Origin of the sequence: Xanthomonas campestris pv. asclepiadis (assembly GCF_020784175.1) — a bacterium.
Taxonomy (GTDB): domain Bacteria; phylum Pseudomonadota; class Gammaproteobacteria; order Xanthomonadales; family Xanthomonadaceae; genus Xanthomonas; species Xanthomonas campestris_D.
In genome coordinates, this window is record NZ_JAJGQM010000075.1 from 1 (window position 1) to 14545 (window position 14545).

13 protein-coding genes and 1 tRNA gene are annotated in these 14545 nt (G+C 64.0%); 11 read left to right on the top strand and 3 right to left on the bottom strand.

Annotation, left to right across the window (positions count from 1 at the left end; translation table 11 throughout):
* The first annotated feature begins 412 nt into the window (after nt 1-412).
* Together metX and LL972_RS20770 are read left to right on the top strand one after the other, a co-directional pair.
* On the top strand, nt 413-1615 hold the full coding sequence (gene metX, locus LL972_RS20765; protein ID WP_228329201.1) for a homoserine O-acetyltransferase MetX: 1203 nt from the start codon (nt 413-415) through the stop codon (nt 1613-1615).
* 152 nt (nt 1616-1767) lie between these two features.
* Nucleotides 1768-2031: a DUF1294 domain-containing protein gene (locus LL972_RS20770; RefSeq protein WP_429002212.1), complete on the top strand. Its 264-nt coding sequence runs from the start codon at nt 1768-1770 to the stop codon at nt 2029-2031.
* 66 nt (nt 2032-2097) lie between these two features.
* On the opposite strand, the gene LL972_RS20775 is transcribed toward LL972_RS20770, so the two are convergent.
* From LL972_RS20775 to cydD, 3 genes are all read right to left on the bottom strand, one after another.
* A complete protein-coding gene (locus tag LL972_RS20775; RefSeq protein WP_228329202.1) occupies nt 2098-2865 on the bottom strand; it encodes an energy transducer TonB in 768 nt (255 codons plus the stop codon).
* Between the two features lie 63 nt (nt 2866-2928).
* Nucleotides 2929-4605 carry a thiol reductant ABC exporter subunit CydC gene (cydC, locus tag LL972_RS20780; protein WP_228329203.1) on the bottom strand — a complete coding sequence of 559 codons (1677 nt, stop codon included), beginning with the start codon at nt 4603-4605 and terminating at the stop codon, nt 2929-2931.
* A complete protein-coding gene (cydD, locus tag LL972_RS20785; protein ID WP_429002213.1) occupies nt 4602-6365 on the bottom strand; it encodes a thiol reductant ABC exporter subunit CydD in 1764 nt (587 codons plus the stop codon). The genes cydC and cydD overlap by 4 nt, the downstream gene beginning before the upstream one ends.
* 130 nt (nt 6366-6495) lie before the next feature.
* Here cydD and LL972_RS20790 point away from each other — a divergent pair, with 130 nt between their 5' ends.
* From LL972_RS20790 to LL972_RS20830, 9 genes are all read left to right on the top strand, one after another.
* On the top strand, nt 6496-8118 hold the full coding sequence (locus tag LL972_RS20790) for a cytochrome ubiquinol oxidase subunit I (protein WP_104586081.1): 1623 nt from the start codon (nt 6496-6498) through the stop codon (nt 8116-8118).
* A gap of 15 nt (nt 8119-8133) precedes the next feature.
* Nucleotides 8134-9285: a cytochrome d ubiquinol oxidase subunit II gene (cydB, locus tag LL972_RS20795; protein WP_228329205.1), complete on the top strand. Its 1152-nt coding sequence runs from the start codon at nt 8134-8136 to the stop codon at nt 9283-9285.
* Nucleotides 9286-9378: 93 nt separating this feature from the next.
* A complete protein-coding gene (gene cydX, locus LL972_RS20800; protein WP_024939993.1) occupies nt 9379-9489 on the top strand; it encodes a cytochrome bd-I oxidase subunit CydX in 111 nt (36 codons plus the stop codon).
* A gap of 60 nt (nt 9490-9549) precedes the next feature.
* Nucleotides 9550-9626, top strand: a tRNA-Pro gene (locus LL972_RS20805).
* 190 nt (nt 9627-9816) lie between these two features.
* Complete coding sequence (locus LL972_RS20810; protein ID WP_228329206.1) at nt 9817-10281, top strand: hypothetical protein; 465 nt, start codon at nt 9817-9819, stop codon at nt 10279-10281.
* 271 nt (nt 10282-10552) lie between these two features.
* Nucleotides 10553-11257 carry a hypothetical protein gene (locus LL972_RS20815; protein WP_228329207.1) on the top strand — a complete coding sequence of 235 codons (705 nt, stop codon included), beginning with the start codon at nt 10553-10555 and terminating at the stop codon, nt 11255-11257.
* The gene (locus LL972_RS20820) at nt 11248-12216 is read left to right on the top strand and encodes a hypothetical protein (RefSeq protein ID WP_228329208.1); all 969 of its coding nucleotides are present in this window, start codon (nt 11248-11250) and stop codon (nt 12214-12216) included. Before LL972_RS20815 ends, LL972_RS20820 begins: the two co-directional genes overlap by 10 nt.
* A 198-nt stretch (nt 12217-12414) precedes the next feature.
* On the top strand, nt 12415-13200 hold the full coding sequence (locus LL972_RS20825; protein WP_228329209.1) for a M15 family metallopeptidase: 786 nt from the start codon (nt 12415-12417) through the stop codon (nt 13198-13200).
* 49 nt (nt 13201-13249) lie between these two features.
* On the top strand, nt 13250-14512 hold the full coding sequence (locus LL972_RS20830) for a hypothetical protein (protein WP_228329210.1): 1263 nt from the start codon (nt 13250-13252) through the stop codon (nt 14510-14512).
* Nucleotides 14513-14545 lie beyond the last annotated feature (33 nt).

Below are 14545 nucleotides of genomic sequence, written 5' to 3' on the forward strand. Positions count from 1 at the left end.
GCATCCATGCCGCCACACGGTCCCGCAACCGGCGAGGACACCGCACCAGACAGTTGGTCGGCGCTCATCTGAAAAGCCGTCTGTCGTGCGGTATGCATCAGACCTGGAACCGCTGCTTGGTGATTCAACGAGGCGCATCCAGCACTGCTCTTCCCATGCACACCGACCATCTCCATTGGTCCTTGCCCGCTCACCGTCGCGGGACCCTGAGCGGCATGGATGCCGCGCCGGAGCCTACAGGGACGTACTTGCGGCGTGTCCCGCGATGGTGGGCGGGCAAGGGCCTTGCAGCCAGGCCGCAGGTCCGCCGCTCTGCAGAGTGGCATCACCCAGCGCAAGACCTCAAACCGATTCCCCATTCCCCATTCCCATCCTGCACCCCGGCGCATGCCATGGCAGATAGAATTGCCGCATGACTGAATTCATCCCACCCGGCACGCTATTCCACGCGCTGCCTTCGCCGTTTCCGATGAAGCGAGGCGGTGTGCTGCACCAGGCGCACGTGGCCTACGAAACCTGGGGTAGGCTGGCAGCCGATCGAAGCAATGCGGTGTTGATCGTCACCGGTTTGTCGCCGAACGCGCATGCTGCGGCAAATCAGGCCAATCCCGAGCCGGGCTGGTGGGACGCGATGCTGGGGCCGGGCAAGCCGATCGATACCGGGCGCTGGTTCGTGGTCTGCGTCAATTCCCTGGGCAGTTGCAAGGGATCGACCGGCCCGGCATCGATCGACCCTGCCACCGGCGCGCCGTATCGCCTGAGCTTCCCGGAATTGTCGATCGAAGACGTGGCCGATGCCGCCGCCGACGTGGTACGCGCATTGGGCATCGAACAACTGGCCTGCCTGATCGGCAACTCGATGGGCGGCATGACCGCGTTGGCGTTGCTGCTGCGGCATCCGGGTATTGCGCGCAGCCATATCAATATCTCCGGAAGTGCGCAGGCATTGCCGTTCTCGATCGCGATCCGCTCGCTGCAGCGCGAAGCCATCCGCCTGGATCCGCACTGGAACGGCGGCCATTACGACGACACCCGTTACCCGGAATCGGGCATGCGCATGGCGCGCAAGCTTGGCGTGATCACCTATCGCTCGGCGCTGGAATGGGACGGCCGTTTCGGCCGGGTGCGGCTGGATTCCGAACAGGCCGCCGACGATCCGTTCGGGCTGGAATTCCAGGTCGAAAGCTATCTGGAAGGCCATGCGCGCCGCTTCGTGCGCTTCTTCGATCCCAATTGCTATCTGTATCTGAGCCGTTCGATGGATTGGTTCGACCTGGCCGAGTATGTCGACGACAGCTTGGCCAACAACGCGCGTGTCGATGGCACGCAAACCGACAACGCTGCTGTCGCTGCCAAACCGGACACAGGCATCTCGACCGACGCCACGGTGCTGGCCGGCCTGGCGCAGATCCGCATCGCGCGTGCGCTGGCGATCGGTGCCAACACCGACATCCTGTTCCCGGTGCAGCAACAGGAACAGATCGCCGAAGGCCTGCGCGCCGGCGGTGCCGATGCACGCTTCATCGGGCTGGATTCGCCACAAGGCCACGATGCCTTCCTGGTCGATTTCGCGCGCTTCGGCCCGGCCGTGCGCGACTTTCTGGACGCCAGCTGATTTCCCGAACCGCGCAACGGCGGCGTGGCCCGTCACGACAGCATGGCCTGCCGCGCAAGACGCTGGCCCTGCTGTTTCTGGTCGGCATGGCCGCGATGGTGGTTGCAGGCCGCCTGCCAGCGCTGCTGGCGCTGTGGTACGCGGCTGCAAGCATGCTGGCGATGCTGGTCTACTGGCTCGACAAGAGCGCAGCCCAACGCGGCCGGCAACGCACACCAGAAGCCGCCCTGCACCTCATCGCACTGCTCGGCGGCTGGCCGGGCGCGTTGCTGGCGCAGCAACTGTTCCGGCACAAATCCAGCAAGGCGGCCTTCCAGCTGCGGTTCTGGATCACCGTCGTGGTGAACGTCACTGCCTTGTGTTGGGCATGGCAACACCCCGCGTTGATGGCTGCGTTGGACACATTGCCTGATTGAGGCAATACACGCGCTCACTGCGACCGAGCGTTGCCCGCATGCATGCGCGGTGCCTTGGTCGGCCGGCTACGACTCGCCCCTGGACAGCAGCTTTACCGGCGAGTCCACCACCACGGTCTGGTCTGCGTTGTCTCCAAGCGCCTGGAGGCACTCCCGCGACAACGCCTGCCGCGTCAACTCCAATGAGCGCTGGTTGTTGAGATCGCGCGGAGTGGTCGGGCCGCCCGACAGCGTGATATTCGTCTGCATGCGGGTGGACACCGGCACATTGTTCAACTGCTCGGGTTTGAAACGCTGCGCCTTGACCCATTGCGTAGCCATTCCCTCCAACCAGCGCGTCCCGCGTGCGTCGGTCGGGCTGCTGATGTGAACCTGCTCGAACGTTGCGCGCCCGTTCGCCAGCACGTTGTAGTCAATTGTCAGCTGCAACGCCGTGGCGGACAGCAGGCCCGGTGGTGGCACCGATCTGGGCTGGAACTGCACACGCGGCGGCCGGTAAGGACCATTGCCCGCATTGGCGATCGCCAGACTGACTGCATCCTGTTTCGACACCAGACATGCTGCGACCTGCACATAAGTGACCGCCGAGACCGGCCTGCCTTGCTCGGTTGGCGGTGCGAACGTCCAGGCGCTTACGCGACGCTCGATGGATTCCCGCAATTTCTCATGCAGGCCTTTATCGGCCTGCGCCGAAACGATGGAACCATCGGGACCGACCTCGACCCTGACCTGTGTCATGAACGCCGAAGGCTTGGAGACCTCGGCCACTGCGGCCTGCGCCATGCACGCAGCCGCACAGAGCACTGCCTTCATCCATCCTTGCATGTGCTGCATCATCGATTCCTGTCGAAGTGGTTACCCGATCCTCGCTGATGGCAGCCGCCTGCGCAAGGACCCCTAGGCCAACGGCTCCAGTGCACCCGCGCGCATGCGATAGCGCCGCTGCACCACGCCCTCGGGCACGCTGTCGTGGGTGATCATCACCAGGCTGCGTTCGCCCAGTGCCGCCGACAGATCCAGCAGCAAGGCGTGCGCGGTATCCACGTCGAGGCCGTCGGTGGGTTCGTCCAGCAACAGGATCGCCGCGTCGCGCAGCAAGGCGCGCGCCATCGCCAGCCGGCGCGCCTGGCCGGCCGAGAGCGTGGCGCCGTTTTCGCCGATCCAGGTGTCCAGGCCGTTCTGCGCGGTGGCCCAGGCGCGCAGACGCACCTGGTCCAGCACGCTCCACATCGCCGTATCGCTTGCGTCCGCATCGCCGATGATCAGGTTATCGCGCACCGTGCCGGCAAACACCGGGGCATTCTGCGGCAGCCAGGCGATGCGGCGATGCCAGTGCGTCTGCGCCACGTCGCGCAGGTCGATACCGGCGTAGCGCACCTGCCCGGCCTGCGGGTCCCACAGCCGCAGCAGCAATGCGGACAAGGTGCTCTTGCCGCTGCCGCTGTCGCCGCTGATGGCGATGCGTTCGCCGGGCGCCAGCGTCAGATCGAGCGCCTGCAGCACCGGACGTGCGCTGCCCGGCCATGCAAAGCCGACCTGATCCAGCTGCAGCGTGCCGCTGCGTGGCACCTCCACTGGCTGCGGGGGATCGAGCACCGACGGCGCCTGATCGACGATGGACTGCAGGCGCCTGGCTGCAACGCGTGCGCTCTGCAGCGCCTGCAAGGCGAGCCCGGCGCCGGCCCAGACTTCCAGCAGCGCCATGGTCAGGAACACCAGCCCGGCCGCCATGTCCGCCGCAATCGATCCGCGTTCGGCCGCGCCCAGTGCCAGCCACAGCATGCCGGCCAGGCCGAGACCGCCGCAGACCGCATGCAGCAGATTGCCGCCGATCAGCCGGCGGCGCTGCAGGCGATCGCCATCGACCACTGCCGCCGCCGCCGCATCGACCTGATGCAGCCAGGCACCTTGCGCATCCACCGCAGCGAGATCGGCCGCACCTTCCAGCCCCTCGAACGCCTGCGTGCGCAATGCCGTGCGTTGCAGGGAGCGCAGCTGTTCGCGCTGCGCCCCGCCGCGCGCCACCTGCCACGGCACCACACCACCGATGACCACGCCAAGCACCACCAGCAACACGCCAGCTGGCGGATGGATCAGCGCCGCTGCAACCACACCGGCAAGCCAGATGCCGAGCAATGCGCTCAACGGTGCCAGCGCGCGCACGCTCACGCCATCGACCTCGCCGATGTCGGACATCAGCCGCGCCAGCAGATCGCCGGTGCGCGTGGCCGACAGGCGGCCCGGCGCCAGCGGCAACGCGCGGCGGAAGAACCACACGCGCAGATCGCGGGCGATGCGCAGCGTGGCGTCGTGGCCGATCAATTTTTCGCCATAGCGCGAAAAGATGCGCGCGAAGGTCAGCGCGCGGATGCCGGCCGAAGGCGAGAAGAAATTGAAACCGGTGCCCATGCCCGCGGCACCGGCCAGGGCGGCGGCGGTCAGAAAGCTGCCGGACAGACCGAGCAGGCCCACGCCGGCCAGCATGGTGACCAGTACCAGCAGGGCCGACAGCAGCAGGCGCCAGGCATGCCGGCGAAACACGGTGCGCAGACGATCGGGCTGTGCGGTGTTCATGGCTGCTCCGATACCACGGTGGCGCCGCGCAGGTCGATCACCGTATCGGCCCACTGCATCACCGCAGCGCTGTGCGTGGCCACCACCACCGCACGGCCGCGTGCGAACACACCCAGCGTGCGCAGCAACTCCGCTTCGGTGTCCGGGTCGAGAAAGGCGGTGGGTTCGTCCAGCAGCAACAGGTCCGGCTCACGCAGCAACAGCCGTGCCAGGGCCACGCGCCGCGCTTCACCGCCGGACAGCCCGAAGCCGCGTTCGCCGATCACCGTGTCCAGGCCCGCAGGCAGCTGCGCGGCAAAGCGCAGCACCTGTGCGGCGTCGGCCACCGCATGCAGGCGCGCCGCGCCGGCCTGTGGATCGGCCAGGCGCAGGTTGTCGGCGATGCTGCCGTGAAACAGGTACGGCCGCTGCGTGGCATAGCCGATGCGGGCATCCGGACGCAGCACCACGCTGCCTGCCTCCGGCGCAAGCCAGCCGGCCAGCCCCTCGAGCAAGGTGCTCTTGCCGCTACCGCTGGCACCGATCACCGCCACGCGCTGGCCAGGCTGCAAGGTCAGCGAAAAATGCGCGACTACGCTGTGTGGCGCGCCCGGCGGCCGCAGCGCAAGATCGTGCGCCTGCAGCAACGGGGCCTGCGCCTGGGCAGGTTCCAACGCGCGCAACGGGGGCACCGGCACCCGCACCGTTGCCGACGGTGGCTCGAATCCTTCCAGCAGACGCTCGGCTTCGGCCACCGCCGCCAGGGCATTGGCACGGTCGTGGTAATGCGCGGCCAGCCGCCGCAATGGCGCAAAGAATTCCGGCGCCAGCAGCAGGCAGAACATGCCCGCGCCCAGCGTCGGCAAGCCGTGCAGATTCAACATGCCCAGATAGGTCAGGCCGAAGTACAGCGCCACGATCGCCACGCTCACCGAGGCGAAGAACTCCAGCACCGTGGACGACAGGAAGGCGATGCGCAGCACCTTGAGCGAGCGCTCGCGCACGCCTTCTGCCGCGGCGGCAATGCCGCTCAACTCGGCTTCGCCGCGGCCATACACGCGCAGCAAGCCCAAGCCTTTGAGGCGATCGGCGAAGTGCCCGCCCATGCGTGCCAGTTCGCCCAACTGCTCGCGCCCTGCTGCTTCGGCGCCCCAGCCCACCAGCATCATGAAAAACGGAATCAGCGGCGCGGTCAGCAGCAACACCAGGCCCACCACCCAATCGACCGAGAACACCGCGATCAGGATCAGCGGCGGCACCAGCGTCATTTCGGTGCGCGCGAGCTGGTAGCCGACGAAGTAGCCCTCCAGCGCATCGGTGTGCGCCAGGCTCAGTTCGCCCAGTTCGCCACTGCGTTGCCGGCGCAGCCACACCGGCCCGTGCTGCACCAGACGACGCGCGATGCGGGCGCGCAGCTCGCGCTTGGCCACATCGGCCACCTCGCCGGTCAGCGACTGCGCCCAGGCATTGAGCATCGCCCGCCCCACCAGCGCACAGACCAGCCCCGCGCCCACGTCGCGCAGCTGCGTCAGCGCCAGATGCTGCACCGGCACGGCCTGCAGCAACCAGGCGATCGCCGCCGCCTGCGCCAGCAGCAGCACGCCGGACACCGCCACCGCCACGCCGGCCAGACGCCGCGCACGCGTGGCCGGGGCCGCCAGCGCATCCAGCCACCGGCCGCGTTGGCGGCGCTGGGCTGGCGTTTCGCTGGCTCGCACGCTGGGCTGGCTCACATCGCTCTCTGGGAAGACATCGTGTTGCAGGCGATTGTAAGGCGCCACCTCCCGCTCCGGGCTGCGCATTGTGCCGCACCCCTCCGCCCCGGCATTGATCTGGATCAACGCGCATGTCGCGGCAAGCGCAGATGATCGGCTGCATTCCTTCATCGACACCCAACCAGGCCCACCCGCCATGATCGACTCGACAGTTGTTGAACTGTCGCGGCTGCAGTTCGCAGTCACCGCGATGTACCACTTCATCTTTCCACCGCTGACCATGGGCCTGTCGTTCCTGCTCGGCATCATGGAGAGCGTCTATGTGATGACCGGCAAGGAGATCTGGCGGCGCATGACCATGTTCTGGGGCGTGCTGTTCGGCATCAACTTCGCCATGGGCGTGGGCACCGGCATCGTGATGGAGTTCGAGTTCGGCATGAACTGGTCGTACTACAGCCATTACGTCGGCGACATCTTCGGCGCACCGCTGGCCATCGAGGGCCTGATGGCGTTCTTCCTGGAAGCGACCTTCCTGGGCCTGTTCTTTCTCGGCTGGAACCGGCTGAGCAAGGTGCAGCATCTGGCCACCACCTGGCTGGTGGCACTCGGCAGCAACTTCTCCGCGTTGTGGATCCTGATCGCCAACGGCTGGATGCAGAACCCGACCGGCGCGGTGTTCAACCCGGACACCATGCGCATGGAAGTGGTCGATTTCATGGCCGTGCTGTTCAACCCGGTGGCGCAGGCCAAGTTCGTGCATACCGTCAGCGCCGGCTACGTGCTCGGTGCGGTGTTCGTGATGTCCATCAGCGCGTTCTACCTGCTGCGCGGCAAGCATGTGGAGATGGCACGGCGTTCGTTCGCGGTGGCTGCCGCGTTCGGCCTGTTGTCGTCGCTGTCGGTGGTGGTGCTCGGCGATGAGAGCGGCTATGCCGCCAACGAACATCAGAAGATGAAGCTGGCCGCGATCGAGGCCATGTGGGAGACCGAAGCCGCGCCGGCCGACTTCACCGCGTTCGGCATTCCCAACCAGCAGACCCATCGCAACGACTACGCGATCAAGATTCCGTACCTGATGGGCTTGATCGCCACACGTTCGCTGGACCAGCCGATCCCCGGCATCCTGGAACTGGTCGGCCGTGCCGAACACCGCATCCGCGGCGGCCAGATCGCCTATGGCGCGCTGGAGCGCATCCGTGCCAACAAGGACGATGCCCAGGCACGCCAGGTCTTCAATGCGCATTGGCAGGATCTGGGCCACGGCCTGCTGCTCAAGCGCTATCGCGACGACATCGGCAATGCCACGCCGCAGCAGATCGCCCAGGCCGCCATGGACACGGTGCCGCGGGTACTGCCGTTGTTCTGGACCTTCCGCATCATGGCCGCCATCGGCATCTACCTGATTGCGTTCTTCGCCATTGCGTTCTGGTTCGCCTGCAAGCACAACTTCCAGGACAAACGCTGGTTCCTGACGGTGGCGCTGTGGACCTTGCCGCTGCCGTGGATCGCGATCGAGTGCGGCTGGTTCGTGGCCGAATACGGCCGCCAGCCGTGGGCGGTGGAAGGCGTGTTGCCGACCTTCTATGCCGCATCGGGACTGGACCTGTACGAAATCGTGTTGACCCTGGTCGGCTTCACCGCGCTCTACACCACGCTGCTGGTGATTGCGATCAAGCTGTCGCTGAAGACGATCCGCAAGGGCCCGGATGCGCTGTTCCCGCCGACGCACCGCACCCCGGCACCGCACAACGACTCGCCCCACGCGTCCTCACCCAACGCCCCACTGAGCACCGGCGCGCTGGCCGGCGGCGCACCGTAAGCCAGGAGAGACACCATGGATTTCATCTTGCTCGACTACACCACACTGCGCGTGATCTGGTGGCTGTTGCTTGGCGTATTGCTGTCCGGCTACGCGGTGATGGGCGGCTTCGACCTGGGCGTCAGCACCTTGCTGCCGCTGGTTGCCCGCAACGATGCCGAACGGCGGCTGGTGATCAACACCATCGGCCCGGTCTGGGAAGGCAACCAGGTGTGGCTGATCCTGGGCGGCGGCGCGATCTTCGCCGCATTCCCGCCGCTGTATGCGGTGAGTTTTTCCGGGTTCTATCTGGCGATGTTCCTGATCCTGTTCGCGCTGATCCTGCGCCCGGTCGGCTTCAAGTTCCGCGGCAAGCTGGTCGATCAGCGCTGGCGCAACACCTGGGACTGGGCGTTGTTCGTCGGCGGCTGCATTCCGGCGCTGATCATGGGCGTGGCGGTCGGTAACGTGCTGCTCGGTGTGCCGTTCCACTTCGACGCCAGCATGCGCATCTTCTACACCGGCAACCTGTTCGGACTGCTGACACCGTTCGCGCTGCTCGCCGGCCTGCTCAGTGTGGCGATGTTGATGGCGCACGGCGCAGCGATGCTGGTGCTCAAGACCGACGGACCGGTGGCCGCGCGCGCGGCGCGTTTCGGCAGCATCGCCGCGCTCTGCGCGGTGGCGTTGTTTGCCGCCGCCGGTGCCTGGGTGGCGCTGGGTCTGCCGGGCTATGCAGTGACTTCGCTCCTGGCCACCGATGCACCGACCAATCCGCTCGGCAAGACCGCCGCACTCACCGCGGCCGGCGGCTGGCTGCACAACTACAGCAGCATGCCGGCCACACTGATGGCACCGCTGGTTGGCCTGGTCGGGCTGGCGATGAATGCGCTGCTGTTGCGTGTGCGTCGCGGCGGCCTGGCGTTCATCGCCTCGGGTTGCGCCATCGTCGGCATCGTCTTTACCGTCGGCTTTGCGTTGTTCCCGTTCCTGTTGCCCTCGTCCACCGCACCGAGCGCAAGCCTGACGCTGTGGGATGCCTCCAGCAGCCGCCTGACGCTGTGGATCATGCTGCTGGCGACCACGCTGTTCATGCCGATCGTGCTGGCCTATACGAGCTGGGTCTATCGCGTGCTCAAGGGCAAGGTCACTGCCGATGAACTCTCGGCCAATCCAAACGCCTACTGAGCATGCCCGCTGCGCGCTGCACTGCGAACGTGCGTGGCGCTCGCAGCAGGCCTTCAACGTCTCACGCATTTCAACGACTCAAGGAGAACGACAATGTGGTATTTCGCCTGGATCCTCGGCACCGGTCTGGCCGCACTGGCGGCAGTGCTCAACGGCATGTGGTTCGAAGCACGCGAGCCCGAGCGTGGCCAACCACATCAGTAAAATTATTTTCGCCAGATGCTTGCCGATTACGCATTCCCTATGTAACATACGCGGCTCCTTCGGGGTGTAGCTCAGTCTGGTAGAGCGCTACGTTCGGGACGTAGAGGTCGCAGGTTCGAATCCTGTCTCCCCGACCAGTTTCAAGGTCACAAGAACCCTGGAAAACAAGCGTTTTCTGGGGTTTTTGTGTCCGAAGGTTTTTTGGGCGAACGCACCCGAAAGCCCCTCTTTCCACCCTTTTGCACCTGATCTTGGACCAAGCCTGGACCAGGATCGGCGCATGCACGGCCTCCAGCGAGCCGACTCACGAACGCTAGAATGCGTAGGATGAGCGCCCCCAAGTCCACACTGCAGATCCTCCAGGAAGCCTTCCCGCCTCCTCGCACCATGCTCTCGCCAGCCGAGGTAGCGGAGGCGCTCTTTGGCAAAGACAAGGCATCGAAGAAGCGCATTGAGAAGGTGCGCATGGACCTCGACAATGGCACGTTGATCCCCGGGCTCCGGAAGCGCGGTGCTCGGTGGCAAATCCCCATCGTCGCGTTGGCCAAAGCCATCGACGCCAAGGTCAGCTACCAGACCACCGACATCTTGATGGCCACGGGAGTGCGCCGATCCAAGCACTCCACCATCGGCCCCCGCATGCTGCTCCAGATCGAGCGGAGCAAGACGGTCTGGGCAAGCATCCTCAAGGAGCTGGAGCTGCTTTGGTCTCGGGAGCGCGCCGCAACGCTGGATGCGGGGCTGCCACCAGCGGCCCTTATGACGACACCCAAGGAACGACCTAGGTTCTGAAGCACCAACGGTTTGCGCACGGGCATCGTGATCGTCCCCCGCTGGAGGCCGATTCGAACAGCCCTAGGCTAACCGAGGCCCCCCGCTCCTTCATGAGTGAGAAGAGCTACGGATACTTTTCCAGAAGCTTGTTCTCCAAATCTCTGTTCATGCGACGCCGCTGCCCGAGAATGAGGTTGTGCTGGTTAGAATCAGCTTGCTGGGGAGCATTCGCTGTTTGAGCCCCGCAGCCAAGAGACAAACGGGCTAGGCAGCCCATACAGGGGGAAAAATGGATTCCAGTGTTCCGCGCGATAGGCCATTGGCCGAACTTTTATCGCAGGCCAGCAGTGAAGATCTCGATGTCTTGGCTGATCTGATCACGGACAACGGCAAGGGACGGCTCGCGCTCGACTCTGGCATCAAGGCGCTCATCGTCAAGCGAAAGGCCGAAGGGGCCCTCCAGTCGATTGCTGACGTCCTGAAAAAAGAGATCTGCGACTTCGGCGGCAACACCCTGATGAACACCTACCGTTCCTCAGGGGTCGAATACCTGGAGCTCGCCAGAGACGTTGCTAAAAAGCTGGGTGGCAAGATCCCAGAGGGTGCCAACGTCTTTACCCTCGAAGCTTTGGCTCTTGCGGGAGCCATTGGGAAGTATTCGCCCGACGATGCAGCTGCAGAGGGCGCTGGCGAAACCCCGCCCAACTCGGTCATTGATAAGGTGGTGCGACAGCTTCTTCAGAACGCAGGGACGGCCGCAGGCTTTGCATCCGCTGGCGGGGTCGCAGGCTTTGCATCCGCTTTGGGCACTCGTGCGGCGTCGTTGATAGCGGCCCCTGTCGCCGTTGGCGCTGCGGGATATTCGCTCTATGAAGCAACAGGCCCAGCATTCCGCATCACGGTCCCGGCCGTTCTCCAGATCGCCAAGATTCGTCGCAAGCGAATCGATGCCGACTTCCAACACTATTCTGAAAGGCTGAAAGCATGTCTGTGATCAATGCAGAGCTGGCGCGTGAACTGCCCAAGCTCCAAGACATCCTCGCGCGTGTCGCCTCTGGAGAGTTGAACATCTTTGGCGGCGTGGTGCGATACGCCGCCGGAACGGGAAAGGGTGGCCAAGTTGCCGCGCACCTGGTGTTCCCGAGCGACGCGCAGCAGGCCCAGCAGAGCATTTCCCAGCTTCAGGCCGCTATGCAAGAAAGCATGGGCAACCTTCAAGGCGGCATGGAAGCGATCCAGCAAGGACTTGGGTCACTCCAGGCCCTGCAGATGGCCAACATCGCCATGACTGGCTTGAACCTGGCCGTCACGACTGCAGGCTTCGTCATCGTCTGCAAGAAGCTCAACAAGATCAGCGGCCAGATCGAAACCCAGTCTGCCAGCATTGCCGAGACACTTCAGTTGGTCAGCGAGGCTCACGAGCGCAGCTCGCTGATGGATGAGGCAAAGTTCCGTGGCCTGGTGCTCGCTTGCCAGCAGCACTTTGAGGAGGGCGACACAGAGATCCTCAAGCACAAGGTCCAGGATTTCCATGAGCAATACCAGTTCACCAAGTCGGTGTTGCAACGCCACGCCATCAAAGCGTCTAGCAACGTAGACCGCTTGATTGACATCCAGGTGCTCCAGGACCGCCTGGTAAACCTTGGTTTGTTCCTTGCTCATGTTCAAACCAAGGTGGGTGCTCGCAAGCGCGGCCAAGAAACTCTTCAGACCCTTGCTCAAGACCTGAGTGAGCTCAACGGGAAGCGCGTGATGGCCCTGACCTCTGATCGCGATCTTTCGTTCCGCATCACCGAAGATCAGCTGAGCCACATGGTTTCGTTCATTAAAAACGGAAAGCAGGCCATCCCAGCCCTGACGTATCAAGCCGATCTCCTCGCGATCGAACACTTCGACGCCGATGCTATAAACGAAGCTTCCATGGCAGGCGAAATAGTGGTGATTGCAGCGTAACTGCCCGGATTGACTTCCAGCGCTTGCATGCTATGGATTGACCGAGGCAGGGTTTCTAACTCCTTCCCTTCCTCACTAAGCCCTCGACAACAGGCCTCCTCCCCCTGTTGAGCGAGGGCTTTTTGTGTCCAAGCGCTTGCGCTTTCCAGAAAATCCATTACCCCTGAAAGCATTCATTGATCTTTCTGGGAGGAAAGCATGCACCTTCGCCATAAATCAATTACCACCATGGCGGCTTTCGCATTGGCGTTGACCGGCTGTTCAACCATCAAACCAACCCCCGCCGATCCAATGCCATTCCCTAGGGGTTGGGTAATCCAAAAACCTTACAGCCCCGTCTATCGCTTTTTTCATCCCGCGCAAACACGAGTCTGGAAAGGGGTTTCGCCCTCCTTGCGGGAAAAGGTGGAAGCCGTCCTGGCACAGCTGCAAACAGAGGGGTTCGACGTGCGGCCAGTGGAGGGGTATCGAAGCCCCGAGCGCCAAGCCGCTTTGCTGGCCTCGGCCAGCGGTGTGACAAGCGTGGGGGCGTGGTCCTCCTGCCACAACTACGGCTTGGCCCTGGACGCGGCGGTCTTCGTCAACGGGGAACCAAGCTGGAACTTGAATGATCCCTACGTTTGGGCTGGCTACCAACGGTTTGGCGAGCTGTCGGAGATCGTTGGCCTGAACTGGGGCGGGCGCTGGACCGAACCGCGCGATTATCCGCACGTGGAACTGAAAGCCGAATGCGGGCAAGCGAAGTGGGCCTATCGCCAGGGCCGAAAGCTTCCCACTTTCGAAGTGGCGAACGAGGAACCCTCTTCGTATCTGCTTGCCCAAGCACTGGCGCCGAGCTGGTGCCCTCGCGGCACGGATTGGGCGTGCGCGGCTTGGGGACTCGAAAAGCCTTTGGCATGGAATTGGACCACGCCTGCCCGGGTTTGTCAGGCAACCTTTCCTAACGAACCAAAAAAAGATCAGCTGATCAGCTTGCGCATCTGAAATCGCCTGCTATGGATTAAATATCAATCCATAACTCGGGAGGGTTTACATGTTTTTATACCGCCGTTCCATTTTAACCGCGGTGGTCAGCGCTGCTCTGTTTGCGTCTCCACTGTATGCGCAAACGACTACTAACAGCACTGAAACCCCCTACTTTCAGTCCAACGGTCTGGCCGACAGCTCCGATGCGGCCCAAGCCAACGGGCCACAGGACGTGGCGGTGGGTCCGAACGCTCGGGCAAACTCCGCGGATTCGAGCGCTGCGACGGCCGTTGGCTCGGAATCTAGTGCCCAAGGCGGATCTACCCTGGCTGTTGGCAGGCAATCGTCGGCCGAAGGCACCTACTCTTCTGCTGTCGGCGCGGAAGCGCGAGCCACGCAAGGCGGACAGGCTTTTGGCTCGGGCGCCAATGCCACAGGCTATGTCAGCGCGGCCGTAGGACAAGGCGCGCAAGCCACTGGAACCGCCGGAACCGCAGTGGGCAACAACGCTCAGGCGCAACAAGACTACGCGACGGCCTTGGGGTCGGCGACTGTCGCAGGCACAGGCGCTACGGCGGTTGGCACGTTTGCGTCGGCGGAAGGCAACCTTTCTTCTGCTCTCGGCTACGGCGCAAAGGCGTCGCAGGTCCGATCGGTTGCGATAGGCTACGGAGCGGAGGCCAGCGCTCAAGGTTGTGTCGCCCTGGGCTCCCTTAGCCGGTGCTTGGCCAGCGATGAAGTCAGCGTGGGCTCCACTTATGAGGGCGGGAGCCAGAGCACCCGACGGGTCACCAATCTTCGAGCGGGGACGTCGGACACGGATGCGGCAAACCTGGGCCAGGTGAGGACAGCGGTTCAATCTCTCGGCGGGGGCGCCACCTTCGTTAACGGCAACTTCGTGGCGCCGGTCTACCAGTTCCGCAGCGGTGCGACTCACCAAACGGTTGGCGCAGCGCTTGATGATCTCGATGGTCGAGTCACTGCTGTTGAACAAACCCCGAGCAGCGGCACTGGCATTCCTGGGCCACGCGGCGCAGACGGTCTGAGCGCTTACGAGGTCGCGTTGACCAACGGCTTCCAAGGCAACGAAAGCGATTGGCTGGCGAGCCTGAAGGGCGAGTCCGGCGTGCAGGGGCAGGCCGGCAACGACGGCGTGGACGGAACCGCAGGCACCGGTTCCGGCTCGGTGGCCAAGGCGGGCAAAAACGTTGAGGTCACCACCAACGCGGACGGTAGCCAAACCGTTGCAGTCAGCGACAACGTGCAGCTGTCGGATGCTGGATCGGTGGGTAATCCCCCCACTTCTAGCGGTCGCCAGAAGTGGAGCTAAGTGGCCATCGCCAACTTCATGGCAGGCGTGATG

Bases quoted from the DNA above. Each gene is read 5' to 3' on its own strand.
- LL972_RS20830 (WP_228329210.1), top strand. From the start codon at position 13,250: ATGTTTTTATACCGCCGTTCCATTTTAACCGCGGTGGTCAGCGCTGCT.
- LL972_RS20790 (WP_104586081.1), top strand. From the start codon at position 6,496: ATGATCGACTCGACAGTTGTTGAACTGTCGCGGCTGCAGTTCGCAGTC.
- cydB (WP_228329205.1), top strand. From the start codon at position 8,134: ATGGATTTCATCTTGCTCGACTACACCACACTGCGCGTGATCTGGTGG.
- metX (WP_228329201.1), top strand. From the start codon at position 413: ATGACTGAATTCATCCCACCCGGCACGCTATTCCACGCGCTGCCTTCG.
- LL972_RS20775 (WP_228329202.1), bottom strand. From the start codon at position 2,865: ATGCAGCACATGCAAGGATGGATGAAGGCAGTGCTCTGTGCGGCTGCG.
- cydC (WP_228329203.1), bottom strand. From the start codon at position 4,605: ATGAACACCGCACAGCCCGATCGTCTGCGCACCGTGTTTCGCCGGCAT.
- cydX (WP_024939993.1), top strand. From the start codon at position 9,379: ATGTGGTATTTCGCCTGGATCCTCGGCACCGGTCTGGCCGCACTGGCG.
- LL972_RS20825 (WP_228329209.1), top strand. From the start codon at position 12,415: ATGCACCTTCGCCATAAATCAATTACCACCATGGCGGCTTTCGCATTG.
- LL972_RS20810 (WP_228329206.1), top strand. From the start codon at position 9,817: ATGAGCGCCCCCAAGTCCACACTGCAGATCCTCCAGGAAGCCTTCCCG.
- LL972_RS20770 (WP_429002212.1), top strand. From the start codon at position 1,768: ATGCTGGCGATGCTGGTCTACTGGCTCGACAAGAGCGCAGCCCAACGC.
- LL972_RS20820 (WP_228329208.1), top strand. From the start codon at position 11,248: ATGTCTGTGATCAATGCAGAGCTGGCGCGTGAACTGCCCAAGCTCCAA.
- LL972_RS20815 (WP_228329207.1), top strand. From the start codon at position 10,553: ATGGATTCCAGTGTTCCGCGCGATAGGCCATTGGCCGAACTTTTATCG.